Annotated in this window: 13 protein-coding genes and 2 pseudogenes; 11 read left to right on the top strand and 4 right to left on the bottom strand. The window is 69.1% G+C overall.

The features are described 5' to 3' along the window. Positions 1–45: 45 nt before the first annotated feature. The 3 genes from ACGFNP_RS13360 to ACGFNP_RS13370 all read right to left on the bottom strand — a co-directional run bounded on the left by ACGFNP_RS13360 (position 46) and on the right by ACGFNP_RS13370 (position 4,659). On the bottom strand, positions 46–1,092 hold the full coding sequence (locus tag ACGFNP_RS13360; protein WP_393318032.1) for a 2-oxoacid:ferredoxin oxidoreductase subunit beta: 1,047 nt from the start codon (positions 1,090–1,092) through the stop codon (positions 46–48). Then, entirely contained in the window at positions 1,085–2,929 is a 1,845-nt protein-coding gene (locus ACGFNP_RS13365) for a 2-oxoacid:acceptor oxidoreductase subunit alpha (protein WP_358339711.1), read from the bottom strand. The genes ACGFNP_RS13360 and ACGFNP_RS13365 overlap by 8 nt, the downstream gene beginning before the upstream one ends. A gap of 251 nt (positions 2,930–3,180) precedes the next feature. Continuing rightward, positions 3,181–4,659, bottom strand: a complete 1,479-nt coding sequence (locus tag ACGFNP_RS13370; RefSeq protein WP_393318035.1) for a polysaccharide deacetylase family protein — start codon at positions 4,657–4,659, stop codon at positions 3,181–3,183. Positions 4,660–4,744: 85 nt separating this feature from the next. Here ACGFNP_RS13370 and ACGFNP_RS13375 point away from each other — a divergent pair, with 85 nt between their 5' ends. The 5 genes from ACGFNP_RS13375 (at position 4,745) to ACGFNP_RS13395 (ending at position 8,236) form a co-directional block, all read left to right on the top strand. Further along, positions 4,745–5,116 (top strand): NADH-quinone oxidoreductase subunit A, encoded by a 372-nt coding sequence (locus tag ACGFNP_RS13375; RefSeq protein ID WP_358339714.1) that lies wholly within the window; start codon positions 4,745–4,747, stop codon positions 5,114–5,116. Between the two features lie 88 nt (positions 5,117–5,204). Further along, complete coding sequence (locus tag ACGFNP_RS13380; protein WP_214640702.1) at positions 5,205–5,714, top strand: NADH-quinone oxidoreductase subunit B; 510 nt, start codon at positions 5,205–5,207, stop codon at positions 5,712–5,714. Further along, positions 5,711–6,244 carry an NADH-quinone oxidoreductase subunit C gene (locus ACGFNP_RS13385; protein WP_358339716.1) on the top strand — a complete coding sequence of 178 codons (534 nt, stop codon included), beginning with the start codon at positions 5,711–5,713 and terminating at the stop codon, positions 6,242–6,244. The genes ACGFNP_RS13380 and ACGFNP_RS13385 overlap by 4 nt, the downstream gene beginning before the upstream one ends. Beyond that, positions 6,237–7,178: an NADH-quinone oxidoreductase subunit H gene (locus ACGFNP_RS13390; protein WP_393318039.1), complete on the top strand. Its 942-nt coding sequence runs from the start codon at positions 6,237–6,239 to the stop codon at positions 7,176–7,178. Before ACGFNP_RS13385 ends, ACGFNP_RS13390 begins: the two co-directional genes overlap by 8 nt. Positions 7,179–7,255: 77 nt before the next feature. Further along, positions 7,256–8,236: a hypothetical protein gene (locus ACGFNP_RS13395; protein ID WP_393318042.1), complete on the top strand. Its 981-nt coding sequence runs from the start codon at positions 7,256–7,258 to the stop codon at positions 8,234–8,236. Positions 8,237–8,453: 217 nt separating this feature from the next. On the opposite strand, the gene ACGFNP_RS13400 is transcribed toward ACGFNP_RS13395, so the two are convergent. Then, positions 8,454–9,653 (bottom strand): serine/threonine-protein kinase, encoded by a 1,200-nt coding sequence (locus tag ACGFNP_RS13400; protein WP_358339722.1) that lies wholly within the window; start codon positions 9,651–9,653, stop codon positions 8,454–8,456. Between the two features lie 313 nt (positions 9,654–9,966). Here ACGFNP_RS13400 and ACGFNP_RS13405 point away from each other — a divergent pair. The 6 genes and pseudogenes from ACGFNP_RS13405 to ACGFNP_RS13430 form a co-directional block, all read left to right on the top strand. Further along, positions 9,967–10,119, top strand: a pseudogene (locus tag ACGFNP_RS13405) (4Fe-4S ferredoxin); the annotation flags it as partial. Positions 10,120–11,030: 911 nt separating this feature from the next. Continuing rightward, complete coding sequence (locus tag ACGFNP_RS13410) at positions 11,031–11,594, top strand: NADH-quinone oxidoreductase subunit J (protein WP_358339724.1); 564 nt, start codon at positions 11,031–11,033, stop codon at positions 11,592–11,594. After that, positions 11,594–11,878, top strand: a pseudogene (gene nuoK, locus ACGFNP_RS13415) (NADH-quinone oxidoreductase subunit NuoK); the annotation flags it as partial. The gene ACGFNP_RS13410 and the pseudogene nuoK, both read left to right, overlap by 1 nt. Positions 11,879–12,204: 326 nt before the next feature. Beyond that, positions 12,205–14,097, top strand: a complete 1,893-nt coding sequence (locus ACGFNP_RS13420) for an NADH-quinone oxidoreductase subunit L (RefSeq protein ID WP_393318045.1) — start codon at positions 12,205–12,207, stop codon at positions 14,095–14,097. A 31-nt stretch (positions 14,098–14,128) separates the two neighbouring features. Continuing rightward, on the top strand, positions 14,129–15,760 hold the full coding sequence (locus ACGFNP_RS13425; protein WP_393318048.1) for a NuoM family protein: 1,632 nt from the start codon (positions 14,129–14,131) through the stop codon (positions 15,758–15,760). Further along, positions 15,757–17,340 carry an NADH-quinone oxidoreductase subunit N gene (locus tag ACGFNP_RS13430; RefSeq protein ID WP_393318051.1) on the top strand — a complete coding sequence of 528 codons (1,584 nt, stop codon included), beginning with the start codon at positions 15,757–15,759 and terminating at the stop codon, positions 17,338–17,340. Before ACGFNP_RS13425 ends, ACGFNP_RS13430 begins: the two co-directional genes overlap by 4 nt. Positions 17,341–17,394 lie beyond the last annotated feature (54 nt).

Genomic DNA, 17,394 nt, shown 5'->3' on the forward strand with positions numbered 1-17,394 from the left:
ATCTGATGTGTATCGGTTCGCGAAGGAGCTGCGTTACCCAGTGGTTTAGCCGATACGCCAGGTGTCGCCACCCAGGAGCAGGTCACTGAGGTCGCCGGGGCCTTTCTGAGCCACGGCCTCCTCCATCTGCTCGGCCATCAGCACGTCGTACGCGGGCCGGTCGACCGAGCGGAACACGCCGATCGGCACGTGCTCGAACGCGGGCTCGTCGAGCCGCGACAGCGCGAAGGCCAGCGACGGGTCCGGGTTGTGCGCGTCGTGCACCATGATCTGGTCCGCGCTCACCGAGGCGCGGTCGGCCACCTCGATGCCGCCGTTGGCGGCCCTGACGACCGCCTTCGACGCCGACACGATCGGCTGACCGTGCTCCAGCCTGAGCGTGATGTCGTCGCGGATCTCCGGATCCTTGAGCTGCTCGAAGGCGTTGTCGTTGAAGATGTTGCAGTTCTGGTAGATCTCCACCAGCGAGGTGCCGCGGTGGGCGGTGGCCTCACGCAGCACCGACTGCAGGTGCTTGCGGTCGGAGTCGATCGTCCTGGCCACGAACGACGCCTCGGCGCCGATGGCCAGCGAGATCGGGTTGAACGGCTTGTCCAGCGAGCCCATCGGCGTCGACTTGGTGATCTTGCCGACCTCGGAGGTGGGTGAGTACTGGCCCTTGGTCAGACCGTAGATCCTGTTGTTGAACAGCAGGATGTTCAGGTTGACGTTGCGGCGCAGCGCGTGGATCAGGTGGTTGCCGCCGATCGACAGCGCGTCACCGTCACCCGTGATCACCCACACCGACAGGTCGGGCCGGCTCGCGGCGAGCCCGGTCGCGATCGCCGGCGCACGGCCGTGGATCGAGTGGAAGCCGTAGGTGTTGAGGTAGTACGGGAATCGGGACGAGCAGCCGATGCCGGAGACGAACACGATGTTCTCGCGCTTCAGCCCCAGCTCCGGCAGGAAGCTCTGTACGGCGGCCAGGATCGCGTAGTCACCGCAACCGGGGCACCAGCGGACCTCCTGGTCGGACTTGAAGTCCTTCAGGGTCTGCTTGGCGTCGGTCTTGGGGACGAGCGAGAGGCCCCGCCCATTTACCAGTTCAGTCACTGTCGATCACGTCCTGGATGACTCCGGCCAGCTCCTCGGCCTTGAACGGAAGCCCGCGCACACGGTTGTAGCTGATGATGTCGACGAGGTAGCGCGCCCGCAGCAGCAGGGCGAGCTGGCCCAGGTTGATCTCGGGCAGCAGCACCTTGTCGTAGCTCTTGAGGATCTCGCCGGTGTTGGCGGGCAGGGGGTTGAGGTGCCGCAGGTGCGCCTGCGCGACCTTGCCACCGGCCCTCCTGATGCGGCGCACGGCCGCCGCGATCGGGCCGTAGGTCGAACCCCAGCCGAGCACCAGCACCTTGGCGTCACCGTCGGCGTCATCGACCTCGAGGTCGGGTACGTCGATCCCGGCGATCTTGGCCGCCCGGGTCCTGACCATCAGGTCGTGGTTGTCCGGGTCGTAGCTGATGTTGCCCGTGCCGTCGGCCTTCTCGATGCCGCCGATGCGGTGCTCCAGGCCCGGTGTGCCGGGGACGGCCCACGGGCGGGCGAGCGTGTCGGTGTCCCGCTTGAACGGCAGGAACTCGCCGTCGTCGCCGTTGGGCGTCGTGGTGAACTCCTGGGAGATGTCGGGTAGTTCGGAGACCTCCGGCAGGCGCCACGGCTCGGAGCCGTTGGCCAGGTAGCCGTCCGACAGCAGCATGACCGGGGTGCGGTACTTGACCGCGATCCGCGCCGCCTCGATGGCCGCGTCGAAGCAGTCGCTCGGCGACATCGGCGCCACGATCGGCACCGGGGACTCGCCGTTGCGGCCGAACATGGCCATCAGCAGGTCGGTCTGCTCGGTCTTGGTCGGCATGCCGGTGCTCGGCCCCGCCCGCTGCACGTCCACGATGAGCAGCGGCAGCTCGGTGGTGACCGCCAGGCCGACGGTCTCGGCCTTCAGCGCCACACCGGGCCCCGACGTCGTGGTCACGCCCAGCGCGCCGCCGAACGCCGCGCCCAGCGCCGCGCCGACGCCGGCGATCTCGTCCTCCGCCTGGAAGGTGCGGACGCCGAACCGCTTGTGCTTGGACAGCTCGTGCAGGATGTCGCTGGCCGGCGTGATCGGATACGAGCCGAGGAACAGCGGCAGCTTCGACTGCACCGAGGCCGCGATCAGGCCGTAGGCCAGGGCCTGGTTGCCGGAGATGTTGCGGTAGACGCCGGGCGCCAGCTGGGCCGGCTTCACCTCGTAGGAGACCGAGAACGCCTCGGTGGTCTCGCCGTAGTTCCAGCCCGCCTGGAAGGCCGCGATGTTGGCCTTGGCGATCTCCGGCTTCTTGGCGAACTTCTGCTCCAGGAACTTGATCGTGTGCTCGGTCGGCCGGTGGTACAGCCAGGAGAGCAGCCCCAGCGCGAACATGTTCTTCGAACGCTCGGCGTCCTTCTTGGACAGATCGAAGCCTTCGAGCGCCTTGACCGTCAGCGAGGTCAGCGCCACCGCGTGGACGCGCCACTCGCTGAGCGAGTCGTCCTCCAGCGGGTTGGCCGCGTAGCCCACCTTCTGCAGGTTGCGCTTGGTGAACTCGTCGATGTTGGCGATGATGTCGGCGCCGCGGGGCAGGTCGCCCAGGTTGGCCTTGAGCGCCGCCGGGTTCATCGCGACGAGCACGTTGGGAGCGTCACCCGGCGTCAGGATGTCATGGTCGGCGAAGTGCAGCTGAAAGCTGGAGACGCCGGGGAGCGTGCCTGCGGGGGCACGGATCTCGGCGGGGAAGTTGGGCAGCGTCGACAAGTCGTTGCCGAACTCCGCGGTGCCCGCGGTGAAGCGGTCGCCGGTGAGCTGCATGCCGTCGCCGGAGTCTCCGGCGAATCTAATGATCACGCGGTCGAGTTGCTGGACCTGCTTCGTCACAGCTCAGTCCTCCCCGACGCGCCGAGGCGCGGTCGTATGTGGCGCGTTCTCAGTTCCATGCTAGATCCTCGCGAGGTTCAACACGTTTCCTCGCTACAGAATGCGGGTAAACGCGGGGGCAATCAGGGGATACCGGAGAACCGTTAGGGGTGACACAGCCCGGCGGCGATTCTGCACAGGTCGACGTGCAGGCGTGCGAAGAGGACTGTTCGGGTCACGAGCGCCAACTATACGTCCCTCCCACGCGTGACTTACGTCAGGGGGCGATGACGCGCGATCTCCGACCCCGATCGGTAAAGGTGTCCGGCCTGCATACCTGCCGTTCCATACAATTCTGGAACAGTGACAAGCGTGTAACCCTTCCCCTGCAGCTTTTTGAGGATGTCCGGAACCGCGTCAACGGTCGCCGGGTGGACGCCGTGCATGAGCACGATGGCCCCGACGCGCGCCTGCCTGGTCACCCGGTCGGCGATCGCCTTGGCGTCGTTCGTGTACTTGTCACCCGCGTCGACGTTCCGGCCGACGATGGCGAGGCCCATGTCCCCCGCCACGTCCATCACGTCCTCGTTCAGCGCTCCGTATGGCGCGCGCATCAGCGTGGGCCGCTCGCCGATGGCCGCTGTGATGGTGTCCTGGGTACGGCGGAGCGAATCGGCGATCTTGCTGGTGGTCAACTTCGACAGGTCCAGGTGCGCCCAGGAGTGGTTGGCCACCAGATGCCCCTCGACGCTCATCCTGACCAGCAGATCCGGCCGGGCCGCGGCACTGGTGCCGACGGTGAAGAAGGTGGCCCGCGCCCCGGCCCGGTGCAGCATGTCGAGCAGCCTGGGCGTGTCCGGTCCCGGCCCGTCGTCGAAGGTCAGCGCGACGCACTTGGCCTTGGCGCAGTCGACCGACCCCGCCCGGTTGCTGACGGCCTCGGGGCTGGATGACGGGACCGTCCTCGGCACGGTCGGCGCCGCCTGCCTGGCGGCCTCCCGGACGGCCTCCTGCGCGCGCCGCCCCGTCGGCGACAGCAGGGGATCGGCCTGCCGGGCGGGTACGGCCACGGCCAGGCGGCCGAGGGAGCACGGCCCGACCTGGCAGTCGTCGAACTCCACCACCAGGTCCCCGCCCTGATTGAAGGCCATCGAGTCGAGCTGGTCGCCCGTCACCCTGCCGGGGTCCGTCGGGGATCCGCGCTTCGCGAGCCGATCCTTGACCAGTCGCGTGAGATCGCGCAGCGCGGCCCGGCCGGAGAGCAGGCCGGCCGAGCCGGTCGCCTTGCCGGTCCGCCGGTCGTACCAGAGGGTCCGGATGGAATTGCTCCAGCCGTTGCCGAGGGACTCGCCGGTGCGCAGCCGTACGCCGACGATGTCGCCGGAGGCGGCGGCGAGCTGCCAGTCCACATTCAGCTCGGGGCGGGGCCGCGGGGCGTCGAACTTGGTGAGGTCGCGGAAGTGGTGGAGCGTCCGCTCGGCCTCGTCGTGCAGGGCCCTGTTGAGGCGAGGCGCGTCCCGCAGCTCGGGGTAGGTGATATGCACAAGGCGACGCGCGTGCCCGTGCCCGCGGTCGGCGTCGCTCAGGGTTCTGGCGACCAGACCGCCCACGGTCGCGGGGTCGACAAAGTCGATCATGGTCGGCTCCGCGGGGACCAGGACGTCCCGCTCGGGGGAGGCGGTGGCCAGTCCACCACCTACGGCGGAAAGGGCCAGTAGGGCGATTCCTCCGATTAGTCCCTTTTTGTGCATGAAGGTCAGATTAAGGGGGCGATCTTGCGTTTTGCCCCGTTTTGGAACTATGGGGGACGAGGCTTGACTGAGTTACGATCAGGGCATGGACGGCTACTTCGGGTCCTATGTGCTGGTCGCCGCGCTGCTCGCCATCGGCGTGGCCATCGTGGCCGGGGCCCTCATGGCCAACCGTCTCCTGCGCCCGACCAGGCCGACGGCCGAGAAGCTGACCACCTACGAGTGCGGCGTCGACCCCGTCGGCGACGGCTGGGCCCAGTCGCAGGTGCGCTACTACGTCTTCACCTACCTGTACGTGGTCTTCGCCGTGGACGCCGTGTTCCTCTTCCCGTGGGCCACGGTCTTCGACGCGCCGGGATACGGGCTGACGACGCTCGTGGAGATGTTCGTCTTCCTGGGGTTCATCGCGCTCGGCATCCTCTACGCCTGGCGAAAGCGCGTACTCGGCTGGACTTAGGTTGTTTTTCGGTCGATCATCTGCCGCCCCTCTACTCCTTGGGTAGATCACGCGGGACAATGGCCATATGGCAGCCACGGATCTCCCGATGCCCACGGTGGGGCCGATCTCGCGCTTGGCACCCAAGCCGATGCGCTTCGTGCTCAACTGGGGGCGGCGTTATTCGCTGTGGGTGTTCAACTTCGGGCTCGCCTGCTGCGCGATCGAGTTCATCGCGACGTCGATGAGCCGCCACGACTTCATCCGGTTCGGGGTGATCCCGTTCGCCAACGGGCCGCGCCAGGCCGACCTGATGATCGTCTCGGGCACCGTCACCGACAAGATGGCGCCCGCCGTCAAGCGCCTCTACGAGCAGATGCCCGATCCGAAGTACGTGATCTCGTTCGGCGCCTGCTCCAACACCGGGGGCCCCTACTGGGACTCCTACTGCGTCACCAACGGCGTCGACCAGATCATTCCCGTCGATGTCTACGTGCCCGGCTGCCCGCCCAGACCTGAGGCGCTGCTCCACGGGATCATGAAGCTCCAGGAGAAGATCGCCGCCGAGAAGCTCAGCGACCGCTACGTCTGGTCCCGCTCGCACGGGGACGTGTCGTGACGCCTGAGGAGCGCTTCGGCGAGCGGGTCTCCGTCTCCACCTCCTTCGGCGAGACCACCGTCGACGTCGGCACGGCCGACTGGATTGAGGTCCTGACCTTCCTCAGGGACTCCGGCCACACCTTCTTCGACTGGTTGACCGGCGTCGACGATCCGCCCGACGGGTTCTTCGTGGTCGCCCACGTCTACGACCCCGACTCGTGCGAGCGGGTGCTCGTCCGCACCCGGGTGCCGCGCGCCGATCCGCGGCTGCCCACCGCCGTGGGCGTCTACCGGGGCGCCAACTGGCACGAGCGCGAGACGTACGAGATGTTCGGGGTGCTCTTCGACGGCCATCCCTACCTGGTGCCGCTGCTGCTGCCCGACGGGTTCGAGGGGCATCCGCTGCGCAAGGACTTCATCCTCGCCGCCCGGGTGGCCAAGCCCTGGCCGGGAGCCAAGGAGCCGGGCGAATCCGGGCACGGCTCGCCGAGCCGGCGCAAGACGCTGCCGCCCGGCGTACCCGCCGACTGGGGGACACCCGATGCTTGACGTGGTGCTGCGCTTCGCCTCCATCCTCATCGTGTTCCTCGTGCTGCCGTTGATCGTCGGGCAGACCGAGCACAAGGTCATGGCGCACATGCAGTCGCGCCTCGGGCCGATGTACGCGGGCGGCTTCCACGGCTGGGCCCAGCTCATCGCCGACGGGGTGAAGTTCGCGCAGAAGGAGGACGTCATCCCGGCCGCCGCCGACCGGCGCGTCTTCATGATCGCGCCCGGGGTCGCGCTGGTGCCGTACCTGCTCGTGCTGATCGCCATCCCCGTCGACCAGGGGCTGGTCGGCGTGGACCTCGACCTCGGGCTGTTCTTCGTGCTCGCGGTGATGGGCATCGGCGTGCTCGGCTCGATCATGGCGGGGTGGGCGTCGGCCAACAAATACTCGGTGCTCGGCGGCATGCGGTCGGCCGCTCAGCTCATGTCGTACGAGCTGCCGCTGGTGCTGGCCGCCTCCTCCGTCGCGATGGCGGCGGGCACGCTGTCCATCCCGGCGATCGTCTCGGCGTGGCAGTGGTGGTGGCTGCCGTGGCAGGCCATCGGCGGCGTGGTGTTCTTCCTGGCCGGGCTGGCCGAGCTGCGCCGGCCGCCGTTCGACATGCCGATCGCCGAGTCCGAGATCATCATGGGGCCGATGACCGAATACACCGGGATGCGGTTCGCCCTGTTCATGCTCTCGGAGTACGTCGGGATCGTCGTGCTGTCGTTCCTGACCACCGTGCTGTTCCTGGGCGGGTGGCACGGGCCGTTGCTGGCCGGATGGGTGTGGACCCTGGTCAAGGTGTTCGCGCTGGCTTTTGTGGTGATCTGGCTGCGAGTGAGCTTTCCCCGGATGCGTGAGGACCAGTTGCAGAAGCTGGCGTGGGTGGGGCTGGTGCCGTTGGCGCTGGTCCAGCTGGCGCTCACGGGCGTCGTGAAGGTGCTCACGTAGTTCCTCTGGTTCGTCGGCACTTTACCTCCGGCTTATCCGTCTTATGTGGATAGGGGGGCCTATGGAGGGTGATCTTCATGGACGTTCGATCTCAACCTCGGCTTCGGCCGGTCGCGGGGGCGGTGGCGGGGACTCCCTGTCCCCGGACGGAGGTGTTATGGGACGGCTCGGCGTTGGCCGTCTCCGACGACACGTCCGGCCAATCCGTGCGGCTGATGCCCGCGACGCTCTACCACTACCGCTACGAGCAGCGGGTCCTCGTGTCGAGGAGGAAGGCCAAGACCCTCTCGGTCCAGGGCCTGGCCGCGCTCGACGGCGACGGCCTGGTGCTGCTCGACCTGCCGGGTGAGTGGTACGTCCCGGACGTGGCCGCGTTCGTGAAGTCCGCGGGCCTCCCCATCGTCGACGCCCGCGGAGACACCTCGAAGCGGGTACGGGCGGTGCTCGCCGGCCGCGCCCCAGGCTGGCGCCGCTTCCGGGGCCTGCGGCCACCGTTCCTGGCCAGGTATCGCGGGCCGGTGAGCATCGGGGTCGGCGTCGCCGGGCTGGCGCTGATGGTCTACCTGGCGTCGACCGGTATGTGGGCGGCCTGGCGCGGGATCTCCATGGTGGGCAGGTCGCTCCTGGACCTTCTGGAGGTCAAGTGGCTGGCCATCGGCTTCAGCCCTCTGCTCCTCGTGCTGCGCCCGGTGTCCGCCCGCGTCCACCGCTGGCGCGCGGACCGCGGCCTGATCCTCGGCTCCGCCGGGGGGCCGTATCTCTCGGTGCTCCCAGGCGAGAAGTTGCAGGTGCATCGGGGTAAGGAACAGACACCGTCCATCGAGATCGGTGAGGGCCGGAGGAAGGCCGCGTCTCTGCTGCTCTACCGCTATGAGGATCTGGCCGGGCTGTTCGTCCTCGACGGGAACGGCAGTCCGCTGCACCACCTGCCCGGCGGATGGGCCCCTGATGCCGTCCACCGTTTCGCGGACCGCCACCTGCTGCGGCTGGCGGTGCACTCGATCTCGCGGGAGGAGTATCTGAACCTCACGCGCAACACCCGGGACGCCACCATCTGACCCCGGTCGTCCTGATCACCGTCCCGTTACGGGGCGCACTACGCACACCTCAGGGCCGTTGAAGTGACAGGGCCCGGCCCTGGTCGGCGGGCAGTGGCTGGGTTGGCTTGCCGTACAAGATCGCGATCTTCTCCCCGATCGGTGGTCGGCATCCGTGACGGCGGATCGCTCTGATCGGTGGTTGGTGTCTGTGGCGGTGGATCGTCCCGATCGGTGGTCAGTGGACGATTGCCAGCATCACGTCAGATGCGGATGGGCGGTCGTCGGGGCTCTTGTGCAGGCAGGAGCCCACGATGCTGCGGAGGGCAGGCGGCAGTGGCGACAGGTCCGGGTGGAAGGTGAGCACCCGATTGAACACCGCCGGCACCGTATCCTCCCCGAACGCCGGCCGCCCCGTCGCCGCGAACATCATCGTCACAGCCCAGCTGAACACGTCGGACGCCGGCCCCACCGGCGCCCCGGTCAACTGCTCGGGCGACATGTAAGGCGGGGTGCCGACCATCTTGCCCGAGGTCACCGTCATCTGGTCGAGCGCCCGCGCGATCCCGAAGTCGATCACCCGCGGCCCGTCCGGCCCGATCAGCACGTTGCTCGGCTTGAAGTCGCGGTGGACGATCCCCGCCTTGTGGATGGCGGCGAGCGCTCCGGCTGTGGATAACGCCAGCCGCGTCAGGCTGTCCTCGTCGCGCGGGCCGTACTTCCGTACGAGATGTTCGAGCGACGGGCCCTCGACGTATTCGCTGACGATGTAGGCGTGCTGACCCGTGATGCTGACATCGAGCACCCGCGCCGTGGAGAACGTCGCCACCCGCCGGGCCGCGTCGACCTCCCTGGCGAACCTGGCCCGCGCCACGTCGTCGACGAGGTCGTGCAGGACCTTGACGGCGACGCGTACGCCGTTGGGCGCCATCGCGAGATAGACCGCGCCCTGCCCGCCCCGCCCGAGGGGTTGGAGCACCCGGTAGTGCCCGATCCACTCGGGCTCGTGCGGCCGGCGCTGGGGACTCGGAGAGGTGGTGCGCTGGTGTAGATCGAAGGGCGGCGGAGTGCTCCGGTGCTGGTGGGGAGGCTGATAGACCGGTCTGTTGCGGCGCGCCCTGACCATCGTGGGGACCAGGATGCCCGAGTGGATGACCCCACCCAGCCAGCTGACGACGAGTCCGATCGAGACCAACCCCGACAGCGGGGCCGGGATGTCCTCGAACTGGTCGTAGGCCAAGGCCGCCATCACGAAAGAGCCGATGGAGATGGCGTAGATGCCCGCCGCGACAACATGCCATGTGCTCCGCAGCCAGTAGGCCGCGAACCCGATCGTGAACGGTGTTGCCAGCCCGCACGTCATCAGCGGCAGCACCGCCCACACGATGGCAGCCGCCCACGCTCCGCTAGTGGGGCGGGCAGGCTGGCTGTACGACATGGCGGGAAGACTATCGCGCAGGACTTTCACATATCGGCTGTGGACACATCTTGTGGATAACCTTCGGTCAGCCTGTGGATGACTGTGGAAAACTTGGGGACAACGGGCCAGGATCATTCACCTGCACGGTCAAGTGCGACATGATGTTGATATGGCGCGGATACCGGGAGTCGGCCTCGCGAAGGGTCTATCGGTGACTCTTCGCCACATGCTGCGCAAATCCGTAACGCAGCAGTATCCCGAGGTCAAGCCCGCCCTCCCGCCCCGCAGCCGCGGCGTCATCGCCCTGGTCGAAGAGAACTGCACCTCCTGCATGCTCTGCGCACGCGAGTGCCCCGACTGGTGCATCTACATCGACTCGCACAAGGAGACCCTTCCGGCCCCTGAGGGTGGGCGCGCCCGCCAGCGGAACGTTCTCGACCGGTTCGCCATCGACTTCGCCCTGTGCATGTACTGCGGGATCTGCATCGAGGTGTGCCCGTTCGACGCGTTGTTCTGGTCGCCCGAGTTCGAGTACGCCGAGGGCGACATCCGCAACCTCCTGCATGAGAAGGACCGGCTCGCGGCCTGGGCCGCAACGGTCCCGCCGCCGCCCGCCCACGACCCCGGCGCCGCACCCCCGAAGGAACTCACGGCCGCTCCCCGCCGCCCTGGCACCGCAGGCCCGGCCGCCGCCCGCCCTGACACCGCAGGTCCCGCTGCCGCCCGCCCAACCTCCGGTCGCACTGATGCCGATCGCCCCGCCGTCGCAGGTTCGACTGCCGACCGTTCTGGCCCCGCGGGTTCGGCGGATGACCGTCGCGGTGCCGCAGGTTCGGCCGCCGACCGTCCTGGCGTCGCGGGTTCGGCCGCTGACCAGCGGAGTGCCGCAGACTCGGCCGCCGCCCGGACCGGCACCGCTGACCGTCCTGGCAGGCCAGGCCCCGCATCCGGGTCGTCGGCACCTGCTTCCGGTCCGGCCGCGCCCACATCCGATCGGTCCGCACCTACATCCGATTCGCCCGCGACCACATCCGATCGGCCAGCGCCCTCATCCGGGCCACCCGCACCTACTTCCGGTCCGCCCGCGCCCACGTCGGGCCCGCCGAAACCCACTTCCGGTTCGCCTGCGCCTACATCTGGTCGGCCAGCGCCTGCTTCCGGTCCGTCGGCACCCGCTTCTGGTCCGTCGGCATCACCTTCAGGCGGTCCGTCATCCACAGGCCGGCCATCTGCCGAAGCGTCATCCACAGGCTCGGCCGAACCGTCGCAGCCACCCGGCGCGGGGGAGCAGAATTCTCGCGCGAGCCGGCGCGGGCGCAGGATGGCCGATCCTCGATCCATCCGCCCGCCCGGGCGGCTCGGCCCTGATGAGACAAGGGAGTCCGGGGAGGATTCGTGACCGAGGCGGTGCCCTCCTACCTGTCACCCACCGGGCAGGAGATCGTCTTCCTGCTGCTGGGCGCGGTGGCGGTCGGATCCGCGCTGCTCGTCGTCACGACCAGGCAACTGGTCCACGCCGCCCTCTGGCTGGTCGTCTCCTTCGGCGCCCTGGCCGGCGGCTACCTGGTGCTGACCGCCGAGTTCGTGGCCTGGGTGCAGGTGCTCATCTATGTGGGCGCGGTGGTGGTCCTGCTGCTGTTCGGCATCATGCTGACCCGTGCCCCGATCGGCCGCTCCGCCGATCTCGACAGCGGCAACCGGTGGGCGGCGGCCGTGGTGGCGGTGGCGACGGCGGCCGTCCTGGTCACGATGGTGATAGACGGCTTCCGTACGGCGTACACACCGCTGAAACCCGGCTCCGGCGCCGCCAAGGAGCTCGGCGCCAGCGTGTTCAGCACCTGGGTGCTGCCGTTCGAGGCGCTCTCCGTGCTGCTGCTGGCCGCGTTGATCGGCGCCATCGTGCTGTCTCGCACGGACATTCCCGGGGGTTCGCCACCCGAGCAGACCGGGGGTTCTTAGTGCACATCGTCTACCCGGCGGTCGTCTCCGCGCTTCTCTTCTCCGTCGGTGTCTATGGGGTGCTCGCCCGGCGCAACACGATCCTCGTGCTGATGTCGGTCGAGCTGATGCTCAATGCCGTCAACCTCAACCTGGTCGCGTTCGACGTGTGGCTGGGCGATCGGCTGCACAGCGGCCAGGTGCTCACGCTGTTCATCATCGTGATCGCCGCCGCCGAGGTCGGGCTGGGCCTCGCGATCGTACTGGCCCTCTACCGCAACCGCCGTACGGTCGACATCGACCAACTCCGCGACCTGTCCGAACCCGGCACCCCGGACGACCCGGTAGGTCCCGGTAGGTCGGGCGGCCCGATAGGTCCTGGCGTGTCGGATGATCCGGCAGGCTCCGGTAAGTCGGACGGCCCGTCAGGTCCCGGTGCTTCGGACCATCCGGAAGCTCCCGGTAAGTCGGGCGGTCCGTCAGGCCCCGGCACCTCGGACGATTCGGCAGACCCGCCGACTCGTCGGTCGGGGGAGCCCGCAGCGGCGGGGGATTCGGCCGAGACAGCCGAGGCGGCCGAGACAGCCGCGCCTGTCAGGCGAGGGGGCACGTTGTGACGATCTTCCCGCTCTTGGCCGTCGTTCTCCCCTTCGCTGCGGCCTTCGCGGGCCTGCTGCTGTCGCGTTGGCCGCACCGACGCCCGGCGGGCACAACGGGACCAGCGGCAGGCGAGGGCGCCAACGCGCGGGCGGCGTGGATCGCGGTGGTGCCGACGGCGGTCGCCGCGGTCCTGGCGCTCTGGCTGGCCTGGGAGCCCGGTTTCGCCTTTCTCGAAGGCGCCAGGCCGGGTCCAGCGGTCGGCCGCACTTACGGCACCATCGACACCGGCGCCATCCCGATCTCGCTGACCCTCCAGGCCGACGACCTGTCCGCCATCCTCGGCGTCCTGGTGACCCTCGTGGCGCTGGCCGTACAGGTCTACTCGGTCGGCTACCTCCACGACGACTCGCGCTATCCCTCCTACAGCGCCTTCATCAGCCTGTTCACCAGCGCGATGCTGCTGGTGGTCTACGCGGGCGACCTCCTCGTCCTCTATGTGGGCTGGGAGATCATGGGCCTGTGCTCATACCTGCTCATCGGCCACTGGTGGGAGGACAAGGGCAACTCGCGAGCCGCCATCAAGGCGTTCCTGGTCACCCGGCTCGGCGATGTCGGCTTCCTGTTCGGCATCTTCGTGCTCGGCGCCGCCGCGGGCAGCTTCCGGATAGCGGATGTGCTGGCGAAGGTGCCTGAGATGTCCACGGGCACGCTGGTGGCCGGCACGATGCTGCTGCTCGCCGGGGTGGCGGGCAAGAGCGCACAGGTGCCGCTGCACACCTGGCTGCCCGACGCGATGGCGGGCCCGACGCCCATCAGCGCGCTGATCCACGCCGCCACCATGGTGGCCGCCGGGATCTTCATCGTGGCGCGGCTCTTCCCCGCGTTCCAGGCCGCCCGCCCCACACTCGACGTACTGGCCGTCCTGGCCGCCCTCGGCATGCTGGGCGCCGCCCTGGCCGCGCTCGCCCAGGACGACCTGAAACGCGTGCTCGCGTACTCGACGATCAGCCAGCTCTCCTACATGGCCGGCGGGCTGGCGGCGGGTTCCGACAGCGCGGCGATCTTCCACCTCCTCACGCACGGCGCGTTCAAGGCGCTGCTGTTCCTGTGCGCGGGCGCGGTCATCCACCACGTCGGCTCGAACCTGATGACCCAGATGGGCGGCCTGAGACGGGAGCTGCCGGTCACGTTCGTCACGATGACGGTTGGATTCGCCGCCCTCGCGGGGCTGCCCCCGGCGAGCGGCTTCTTCAGCAAGGACGAACTCCTGCTGGCCATGGACCACGCACTGTCGAGCGGCGGTCTGACGGACGCCGCTGCCCTGCTGCTGTACGGGTGCGCGCTCGCGACCGTCGCCGTCACCGGGGCGTACGCGACGAGGGCCTGGCTCCGTACCTTCTTCGGCCAGGCGAGAGTCGTCGCGCTCCCCGAGCCCGAGCCCGGCATGGCCCACGTGATCGACGTCCGCGAGGCGCCGCGGACGATGCTGGTGCCCATCGTGCTCCTCACGGTTCCCGCCCTGCTGCTCGGACTCGCCGGCGGGCTCCACGTGGACCTGGGGGTGGCGGCCGTCGGAGTCGTGCTCGCGCTGCTCGGTGCCGGGGTGGTGTACGCGTTCTGGCGCAGTGATCCCCTCGCCGACCCGGCCCGCCTGCTCGGCCCTCTGCGCTTGCCGTGCGAGCGGGCGTTCTACGTGGACAGTGTGTACTCCGCCCTGTTCGTCCGGCCGATCCTGGCGCTGGCCAGGCTCGTGGTCAGGACGGACGACGTGGTCGTGGACGGGGCGGTGCGCGGCTCGGGGCGGTCCGCGCGAGGGCTGTCCGGGCTGCTGCGGCTCGCCCAGAACGGCAACGTCCAGCTCTACGTGAGCGGCGTGCTCGCCGGGGTCCTCCTGATCGTGGTGGGGGCGGTGGTGTTCACATGACGGGTGAGCTTCCCGGGGCGGTGGTGTCCACGTGACGAGCCTGCTTCCTGTCGCGCTGCTGGCCGTGCCTCTGCTCGGGGCGCTGTTGCTCCTGGTGGCGCCGACCGCGTTGCGCCCGTGGCTGCGGGTCTACGGGCTGGTCGTGTCGGGTGTCGCGCTGGTGCTCGCCGTGGTGATGGTGGCGACGTTCGACTACGGTCAGGCGGCGCGGCCGCAGTTCGCCGTCGACCGGGAGTGGATCTCTGGGCTGGGGCTCCATTTCCACCTGGCCGTCGACGGCATCTCGCTGCCGCTGATCGCGCTGACCGCCCTCCTGACGTTCCTCTGCTTCGTCTATCTGAGCTGGGGCGACGCGCGCGGTCCCGGCCAGTTGCTGCGGGCGAGAGCGGGCGGTGGGCGGCCTCGGGCGATGGTGTTCACGCTGCTCGTGCTCGAAGTCGGCATGATCGGTACGTTCCTCGCGCTCGACCTGCTGCTGTTCTTCGTGTTCTTCGAGATCGTGCTGATCCCGATGTACTTCCTGATCGCCATCTGGGGCGGCAAGGGCCGTCGCGGCGCGTCGATCAAGTTCATCCTGTACACGCTGCTCGGATCGGTCGTGATGCTGCTCGGCCTGCTGCTCGTCTGGGCGCGGACCGGCACACTCGACATCGTCGCCCTCGGTCAGGCCCACGGCGCGGCCATGCCCAGAGCCGTGCAGATCCTCGCGTTCGTCGCCATCGGCGTCGGGCTGGCGGTCAAGACGCCCATGTGGCCGCTGCACACCTGGCTGCCCGACGCGCACACCGAGGCGCCCACCGTCGGCTCGGTGCTGCTGGCCGGCGTGCTGCTGAAGATGGGCACGTACGGCTTCGCCAGGATCGCCATCCCTGTCCTGCCCGAAGGGGCGGTGGCGGTGGCGCCGTGGCTGGGGGCGTTCGCCGTGGTCGGCATCATTTACGGTGCTCTGGCGTGCCTCGCGCAGCGCGATCTCAAACGCATGATCGCCTACTCGTCCGTGGGCCACATGGGCTTCGTCCTGCTGGGCTTCGCCTCGCTGACCACGGTGGGCGTCAACGGCGCCCTGTTCGCGAACGTCGCCCACGGCCTCATCACCGGCCTGCTCTTCTTCCTCGCCGGCGCGATCAAGGAGCGCTACGGCACGGCCGACATGCGTGTCCTCGGCGGCGGCATGCTGGCGACGCTTCCCCACCTGGGGTCGGTGCTGACCTTCGCGGCCATCGCCTCGCTCGGGGTGCCCGGGCTGGCCGGGTTCTGGGGGGAGATGCTGTCCCTGTTCGGCGCCTTCCAGCCTGGGGGCGGGCTGCCGCGGGGGCTGTTCCTGACGTTCATGGTGATCGGCGGGCTGGGCGCGGTGCTGACGGCGGCGTACTTCCTCGTCATGCTGTCCCGCGTGACGCACGGGCTGCCTGAACGGGCGCCCGCGATGTCGGCCGGCGGGCCGTCCGGCGGGTCTCACCGGGTGGGCGATACGTCCGAGTGGCCTGGTGAGCGGCCGATCGACGGTAGGCGCGGGAGGCGGCTGTTGCCTGACATCCAGGGGTACGAGTGGGCCGCCTGGGTGCCGTTGATCGTGCTGATCCTGCTGTTCGGGCTCTGGCCCAAACTGCTCCTCTCGCTCACCACACCGGCCGTGCAGACCCTGCTGGGGGCCTTGTCATGATCCAGCAGATCGACTACTTCGTCATCGCGGTGCCTCTGGTCCTCGCGCTGGCGGCCGGGCTCGTGCTGATGCTCGACGCGTTCCTGCCCACCGGAGGGCGGACCCAGACCGGGCTCGGGCTGGTCAGTCTCGGGGGCATCGTCATCGCGCTGGGGTTCGTCGTGGCGCAGGCCGTACGAGGTGGCGGTCCGCGGGCGACCTTCTGCGTCCCCGAAAGCCTCGCCACCCCGGCGGGGGCAGGGAGCCCAGCGGCGGCGTGTTCGTTCGTGGTCGACCGGTTCACGCTGATCTTCGCGGGGCTGGTGCTGGTCGCGGCCGTCGTGGTCGTGCTGATGTCCATGTCCGAGCTGGCCGGGGGTGGCATTCCGTCTGGTGAGTGGTATTTCCTGGTGCTCTGTACGCTGGTCGGCGCGGTGACGCTGCCCGCCTCGCGGGACCTGATCATGCTGGTGGTGGCCCTGGAGCTGGTGTCGCTGCCGGTGTTCGCCCTCACCGCGCTCAAGCGCTACGACGGGCGCTCCTCCGAGGCGGCGGTCAAGCTCTTCCTCGTCTCGGTCGTGTCGACGGCCGTCATGCTGTTCGGGGTCTCCCTGCTGTACGGGATCGCCGGGACCGTCTACCTCTCCCGGCTCGCCTCGGTGTTCAGCGGGACGACCGCCGCGCCAGGTGCGGCGACGCTGGAGGCTCACTCGTCACTGCTGGCGGCCGATCACGGACTGCCGGGCGTGGTCACGGTCGGGCTGGTGCTCGTCGTGGCCGGTTTCGCGTTCAAGATCGCGGCTGTGCCGTTCCACTCCTGGGCGGCGGACGTCTACCAGGGCGCACCGGTCCCCGTCGCCGCGCTGCTTTCGGTGATCTCGAAGGCGGCCGGGTTCGCGGGCCTGATCCTCGTCCTGGTCACCGCGCTGCCCGGCCAGGCATCGACCTGGGCGCCCATCATCGCGATCGTCTCGGCGCTCACCATGACGGTCGGCAACCTCCTGGCCATGCGCCAGCGCTCCGCCGTACGCCTACTGGCCTGGTCCTCGGTCGCCCAGTCGGGCTACATCCTGGCCCCGCTCGCGGTGGCGGCCCGGAGCGGAGTGCCCAGTCTCACCTCCGGTGCGGTCGGGGCGTCGGTGGCCTACCTCGTCATCTACGCGGCCATGAACCTGGGCGCGTTCGCGGTCGTCATGCTGGTGTCGCGGACGATCGCGCGCAACGAGCTGGACGACTATCGCGGCCTCGCCTTCCGCAGCCCGGTGGCGGCGATCGCGTTGGCGTTCTGCCTGATCTGCCTGGCCGGGCTGCCGCCGGGGCTGGCGGGGCTGTTCGCCAAGGTGGTGGTGTTCCGGGAGATCATCGAGGGTGGAGCCGGGTGGCTCGCGGTCGTCATGGCCGTCAACACCGTGATCGGTCTGTACTACTACGTGGTCTGGACAGCACGACTGTTCACCCCGGTCGAGGCCGTGCCCGCCGGGGTCCGCCGGGCGTTTCCCGCTGTCTGGGTGGCTGTCGGGATCGCGCTTGTGGTGGCGCTCCTGTTCTCGGTCGCACCCCAGCTGGTGCTGGGGGTGACGTCGCTGTCCGCCTCGGGGTGATTAAGGGGACTCCAGTGATTTGAGCAGGCGGTTCGGTCGCGCTCTGCCCCCAGG

Source organism: Nonomuraea sp. NPDC049269 (genome assembly GCF_043197155.1).
GTDB lineage: Bacteria > Actinomycetota > Actinomycetes > Streptosporangiales > Streptosporangiaceae > Nonomuraea.